The sequence below is a fragment of the Ohtaekwangia sp. genome (genome assembly GCF_036568665.1).
Taxonomy (GTDB): Bacteria; Bacteroidota; Bacteroidia; order Cytophagales; family Cyclobacteriaceae; genus Ohtaekwangia.
In genome coordinates, this window is sequence record NZ_DATCSD010000004.1 from 1 (window position 1) to 6,036 (window position 6,036).

Genomic DNA, 6,036 nt, shown 5'->3' on the forward strand with positions numbered 1-6,036 from the left:
TGCCTGGTGTGATTGGAGCTGCATTAGGAGCGTATGTTCTCTCATCGCTCGAAAATTATAATCAATATATAAAACCAGTTATAGCGATATATACTCTATATCTCGGTGTTATTATTGTTCGTAAAGCTATTTACGGGAGCAATAAGAAAATAAAAACAAAAACTATTCCCCGCCTGGCAACCTTCGGTGGCTTTATGGATTCTATTGGTGGTGGTGGTTGGGGACCCATTGTTTCTTCAACGCTGATAGCAGGAGGAAGACATCCCCGTTATACTATAGGCTCCGTTAATCTCACAGAATTTTTTGTAGCACTTGCCAGCTCCATCACTTTTTTCGCGGTGATAGGATTGAGTCATTGGCAAATAATTATAGGTCTTATTCTTGGTGGTGTTATTGCGGCTCCCATAGCCGCTTATTTATCGAGCCGCTTGCCGATTAAGAGAATGATGATCCTGGTTGGCATTGTAGTTATTTTGGTAAGCATCCGGATCATTTTTGTTAGCGTAGCGGCACTGTAAGTATTAACCACAACCCAGATTCTTTTTCAGATCACGCTGAGGTAGTCCTCTGTAATCATTCGTTTTTGTCTCTTCTAACACAGTCTCCTCCTGCTTGGAAGGTTGAGCTTTAGGAGCCGAAGCTTTCCTGGATTCTTTCTTTTTCCTGGCCATAATTTTGGAAAGTGTATTCAATCGGATAACATCTTCTTTCTAAAAATAAATCATTTGCTCAAGACTGGAACCACCCATATCTTTGTCTTGTTTGAATTTAATCTAAATAAGTCGGGAATGGCACGGCAGAAAAATGTATCCCAGATGAAACCGGGTGAAGTGGGGATTGTGGCGGGGTTTACGGATGATCATCTGTCTGTAAAGCTCATGGAAATGGGATGTTTACCAGGCGCTGCCGTGCGATTTAATTTTACGGCTCCGTTTGGCGACCCGGTGTGTATCAGTGTTTCCGGATACGAGCTTTCTCTTCGGTTAGAGGAGGCTGCGACTATTTCCATCCTCAATTAAGTAATGGCCGCTCCCAAACGTTCTAAAATTGCATTGGTAGGCAACCCTAATTCGGGTAAATCGTCTCTTTTTAATCATCTTACTGGTCTTAATCAAAAGATCGGAAACTTTCCGGGTGTTACTGTAGAAAAAAAATCGGGAAGTTGCACACTCCTCGATGGAAGTGTTGTTGAGATTATCGACTTCCCTGGTATATATAGTATATATCCACGCAGTCTCGATGAACAGATTGTTTCTGAAGTACTGCTCGATCATCATTCTGCCAATACACCTGATAAAATTGTAGTAGTAGCCGATGCTACTAACCTGAAGCGCGGACTATTGTTGTTAACGCAAGTGATTGATGTTGGCTTGCCAACAATGCTTGTACTGAACATGATGGACCTCGTAGCGAAAGCCGGCATCAGTTACGATTTACAATTGTTGTCTAAAAAACTGGGTGTACCCGTTGTACCTATAAATGCACGTAACGGTGTCGGACTGGAAGAACTGAAAAAACAGCTAGCCAAACCGTTGCCTGTACCTGATAAAAAGATATTTTCCATTTGGGATGATGCACAGGCACCAGTTCGCGAGCTTCGTCAGAAGTTGGGTGTTGATAATGATTACGAAGCTTATCTGTTTCTGGAGCAACCGCAGTCACTTGGTTTTCTGAGCGGTGAACGAAAGAATATAGTTGATACTATACGAAGCGCCCACAAGTTCTTTCCGGGTAAATTTCAGGGAGCAGAAACGATACAGCGATATAGTTTTATCCAGGATCTTTTAAACGAGATCACATTAAAAGCTCCCACCGATCAGTTGTGGAAAAAGAAATCCAGCCAACTGGATGCTATACTCACACATAAAGTATGGGGATACCTGATCTTCTTCGGCATACTCTTCCTTATTTTTCAGGCAATCTTTGCATGGGCCACAGTGCCTATGGATTTTATTGATAGTGTATTTGCAAGCTTGAGTCAATATATAGGTACTGCATTACCCGATGGTCCGCTCACGCGCTTACTTGCAGAAGGAGTTATACCAGGCTTGGGAGGCATCATCATCTTTGTTCCACAGATCGCTATATTATTTGCTTTCATTTCTATACTGGAAGAATCGGGCTATATGGCGCGGGTAGTTTTTCTTATGGATAAACTAATGCGCAAGTTTGGATTGAACGGTAAAAGCGTAGTGCCGCTCATGTCGGGTGTAGCGTGTGCTATACCGGCTATTATGGCTACACGCACAATTGATAATTGGAAGGAACGCACCATTACCATTATGGTAACACCATTGGTGAGTTGCTCTGCACGCTTGCCTATATTTACTATCCTGATTGCCTTGATCGTTCCTGATCAAAAAGCATTAGGCTTTTTCAACTTGCAAGGGCTTGCATTGATGGGCCTATACCTGCTCGGGTTTATAGCAGCCATAGGTTCTGCATGGATTATGAAACATCTGATCCGTGTAAAAGAGCGTAGCTACCTGATCATGGAGTTGCCAACGTATCGTATTCCTAAATGGTCGAATGTAGGCTATACCATTCTTGAAAAAACAAAAGCATTTGTATTGCAGGCTGGTAAAGTGATTATGGCTATCGCCATTATACTTTGGGTATTGGCAAGTTATGGCCCGGGCGATACCATGAGCAAAGCACAGGAAGTTGTGCAGGAGCAAACCAAAAACATGCGCTTAACCGAGCAGGCTTTTGCCGATCGTATAGCTGCCTATAAACTGGAACATTCTTATGCCGGTATTGTAGGTAAAGCGATAGAACCAGCGATTAAACCGCTGGGATACGATTGGAAGATCGGCATTGCGTTGATCACATCATTTGCAGCACGCGAAGTTTTTGTCGGTACCATCGCTACTATCTATAGTATAGGAAGTGTGGATGGTGAAGATGATGCTACTATAAAAGCCCGTATGAAAGAAGAAGTTAATCCGGAAACAGGAGGCGCTCGCTTTACTCCGGCTGTAGGACTGTCGCTACTTGTCTTTTATACTTTTGCTATGCAGTGTATGAGCACACTGGCGGTAGTATATAGAGAAACGCATGGCTGGAAGTGGCCCCTTCTTCAACTTACTTATATGACAGTGCTTGCTTACGTCTCGGCATTTGCTGTCTTCCAGATATTTTCCTGACCTTTAGTCGAGGGTATTTTTCCGACAGACTACCTCAAAAATGGTTGTCCGTAAATTCTGTTATCTTCGGGATATCAACCCTCTCTCATGAATAAGAATTACCAATTGGGATTACTATATCTCATCAAATTATTAATTGATGCAGATGGAATTGCCGATGAAAAAGAACTGGAAGCTTTGCGCATTATAAAAGACAGAGAAAATATTCCAAACGATGTGTTTCAGGAGTTTGAAGCTGGCTTTCGTAATTTCAATGAACGTAGAGTTTATGATACAGGCATCGAGTTAATAAATGCCTGTAGCAATGAAGAGAAATTGAGAGTGTTTGCAACATTATACCGATTGTCGGAAGCAGATGGGAGAGTACATGTTAAGGAAATCAAACTGTTGTTATACTCTATCAAAACTGCCGGTTTGGAGTTTGACCAGGTAGTAAATTATGCACGATCTTTACCTCCTATCTTCTAGCTATATATTTACGTATGACCAAATCCATTTATACCTGCGCGGCACTGCTGCTTCTCATCTTTACCTCATGCACGAAGCCGAAACAAATAATAAATAAATTTTCGGATACTGTACTGGTAAAAATTGCCGACTTCCAGGATCACCGAAATACTGATAGTCTGTATATATATTTCAGGAGTGAAAATGCACTCTATAGAAAGGAAGCAGTGCTGGCATTTGCCTCGGTACAAGACACTTCGTTTGCAGATGAGTTGCAGTATGTATTATTGAACGATGCTGATGCTCGAGTGAGGCAAGCTGCAGCCTATGCCTTAGGACAAACCGCTACACCTGCCTGTGCTGTTTCATTAGCAATGGCTATAGATCGTGAAAAAGATAGCACTGTGGTGAGAGAAATTCTGGAAGCTTACGGGAAAGCTACTCCTAAATGGTCGCTTCAAATTACACCGAAAGATTCGCTTGCGAGGGAGGGACTTGCTCTTTCGTTTTATCGTGCGGGTTTGAAAGGCAGAGTAGACAGCACCTTGAACGAGCACGTGGCAAAACTTTTACAGAAGCCTCACACAGAACCAACACGCCTGGCAGCAGCGCAGTATTTTGCAAGAGGAGCAAAAGGATTTGATGCACAGGAAAGTATCATCATTCATTCGGCACTTTATGACTTGTCATCGGATGTGCGTATGGCCGCAGCGTTAGCGCTTCGAAAGATTAAAACAGAATCATCTCGCGTTGCCTTGGAGCGCATTGTAAAGAGCGATGCAGATTATCGCATTCGTGTAAATGCCACGCGCGGTCTTCAATCATTCCCATTTGATAAAACGAAGGAAACATTGAAGTATGCGTTGAACGATAAACAGATCAATGTAGCTATAACTGCTGCTGAGGTGATCAATGAAGCACTCACACCAGCATTTACAGCTGAATTTATAGCACTTGTAAAGGATATTTCAAATTATCGCTTGCAGGGAAATATATATGAAGCCATTCTGCGAGTGAGTGATACAAAAGAAGTAGTTGCCGAAATAGAAACTAAGATAAAGGCAGCGGAAAATCCCTATGCAAAGGCAGCATTGATCACAGCGTTGCAACAGTCAGTAGGTGAAGCAGATTTTGTAAGTGAACAGTTACTGCAGGCAGATACTCCGGTTATAAAATCATCGGCTGCAGGAGCATTGGTAGCCATGAACTATCATAAGAACTTTAAACCCGGCTTCAAAAGTCATTTTGCAGAACTATATATCAAGGCTATACAAACAGGCGATGCCGCGGTTATCGGAACAGTAGCCGGTGCGTTGGTTGATTCAACACTCGGGTATAAAAGGACTATAAAGGATTTCTCATTTCTGTATGAAGCCAGGAAGAAACTATCACTTCCAAAAGACAACGAAGCTCTTCAACCACTGGAAGCAGCGATCGCCTATATAGAAGGGAAGAAAGTTTCGCCTCCTGTAAAAAACGATTTCAATCATCCTATCGATTGGAAACTTGTAAAGTCTATTCCAAAAGATCAACGCGTACTTATTAAGACTACGAAAGGTGATATCGTCATCAAACTGAAAGTTGAAGAAGCACCTGGCTCTGTGGCTAATTTTGTTACGCTTGCCAAGAGTCAATACTTCGATAGAAAGTTCTTTCATCGCGTAGTTCCGAATTTTGTTATTCAAGCCGGATGTAATCGTGGCGATGGCTGGGGCAGTGAGGACTATTCTATTCGCTCAGAATTTTCACCGTTGCGCTATAAAACAGGAAGTGTAGGCATGGCTTCTGCCGGAAAAGATACAGAAGGTACACAGTGGTTTATCACACATTCGCCAACACCTCACCTGGATGGCCGGTATACTATCTTTGCTGAAGTGGAAAGCGGTATGGATGTAGTGCATAAAATTGAAGTGGGCGATCTGATACTGGAAACTAGACTGACGGATCAATAGAGAGATATAGCGATAGCGTGTATATATCCATTCATCTGACCTTCAAAACTTCAGATAAATGAAGTGCTCCCATTTTACAGATCGCGTTTACTGTTTTAACTTGCCCAAAATTTCAAGCTTTGAGTCTTTCGTTCCAACAAAATTTTAAGCTCGGTATACTGGGAGGCGGCCAACTGGGCAGGATGCTGCTGCAGTCGGGTATAGATTTTAATATACCATTCTCCATTCTCGATCCGGATGAACACGCGCCTTGTGCAACACTTGCAGAATTTCATCATGGCAAGCTCACGGATTTTGACACGGTTATGAAGTTTGGAGCAGCGTGTGATGTAATTACTATTGAAATAGAAAACGTAAATACCCGCGCTTTAAAAGAATTGGTAAAGCAAGGCAAGAAGGTATATCCGCAGCCTGAAGTGATCGAGCTTATTCAAGATAAAAGAGTTCAGAAAACATTTTATCAGGATCATAACATTCCTACTGCTGAATTT

At 42.3% G+C, this 6,036-nt stretch carries 6 protein-coding genes and 1 pseudogene; 6 read left to right on the top strand and 1 reads right to left on the bottom strand.

The window, feature by feature from the left end; all coding sequences use genetic code 11:
• Window positions 1-518 (top strand): sulfite exporter TauE/SafE family protein (locus tag VIN08_RS00130; RefSeq protein WP_331958388.1); only part of this gene is annotated, 518 nt, incomplete at its 5' end.
• A gap of 3 nt (window positions 519-521) precedes the next feature.
• On the opposite strand, the gene VIN08_RS00135 is transcribed toward VIN08_RS00130, so the two are convergent.
• Window positions 522-671 (bottom strand): hypothetical protein, encoded by a 150-nt coding sequence (locus VIN08_RS00135; protein WP_331958391.1) that lies wholly within the window; start codon window positions 669-671, stop codon window positions 522-524.
• A gap of 117 nt (window positions 672-788) precedes the next feature.
• On the opposite strand from VIN08_RS00135, the gene VIN08_RS00140 reads away from it, so the two are divergent.
• The 5 genes and pseudogenes from VIN08_RS00140 to VIN08_RS00160 form a co-directional block, all read left to right on the top strand.
• Window positions 789-1,019: a FeoA family protein gene (locus tag VIN08_RS00140; RefSeq protein WP_331958394.1), complete on the top strand. Its 231-nt coding sequence runs from the start codon at window positions 789-791 to the stop codon at window positions 1,017-1,019.
• A 3-nt stretch (window positions 1,020-1,022) separates the two neighbouring features.
• A complete protein-coding gene (feoB, locus tag VIN08_RS00145) occupies window positions 1,023-3,146 on the top strand; it encodes a ferrous iron transport protein B (protein ID WP_331958397.1) in 2,124 nt (707 codons plus the stop codon).
• 87 nt (window positions 3,147-3,233) lie between these two features.
• Window positions 3,234-3,614: a hypothetical protein gene (locus VIN08_RS00150; protein ID WP_331958400.1), complete on the top strand. Its 381-nt coding sequence runs from the start codon at window positions 3,234-3,236 to the stop codon at window positions 3,612-3,614.
• 14 nt (window positions 3,615-3,628) lie between these two features.
• Window positions 3,629-5,545 (top strand): peptidylprolyl isomerase, encoded by a 1,917-nt coding sequence (locus tag VIN08_RS00155; RefSeq protein ID WP_331958403.1) that lies wholly within the window; start codon window positions 3,629-3,631, stop codon window positions 5,543-5,545.
• A 119-nt stretch (window positions 5,546-5,664) separates the two neighbouring features.
• Window positions 5,665-6,036 (top strand): annotated as a pseudogene (locus VIN08_RS00160) (5-(carboxyamino)imidazole ribonucleotide synthase); the annotation flags it as partial.

What these genes read in the sequence shown, in the direction of transcription:
- VIN08_RS00140 (WP_331958394.1), top strand. Translation starts at nt 789, where the DNA reads ATGGCACGGCAGAAAAATGTATCCCAGATGAAACCGGGTGAAGTGGGG.
- VIN08_RS00135 (WP_331958391.1), bottom strand. Translation starts at nt 671, where the DNA reads ATGGCCAGGAAAAAGAAAGAATCCAGGAAAGCTTCGGCTCCTAAAGCT.
- VIN08_RS00150 (WP_331958400.1), top strand. Translation starts at nt 3,234, where the DNA reads ATGAATAAGAATTACCAATTGGGATTACTATATCTCATCAAATTATTA.
- feoB (WP_331958397.1), top strand. Translation starts at nt 1,023, where the DNA reads ATGGCCGCTCCCAAACGTTCTAAAATTGCATTGGTAGGCAACCCTAAT.
- VIN08_RS00155 (WP_331958403.1), top strand. Translation starts at nt 3,629, where the DNA reads ATGACCAAATCCATTTATACCTGCGCGGCACTGCTGCTTCTCATCTTT.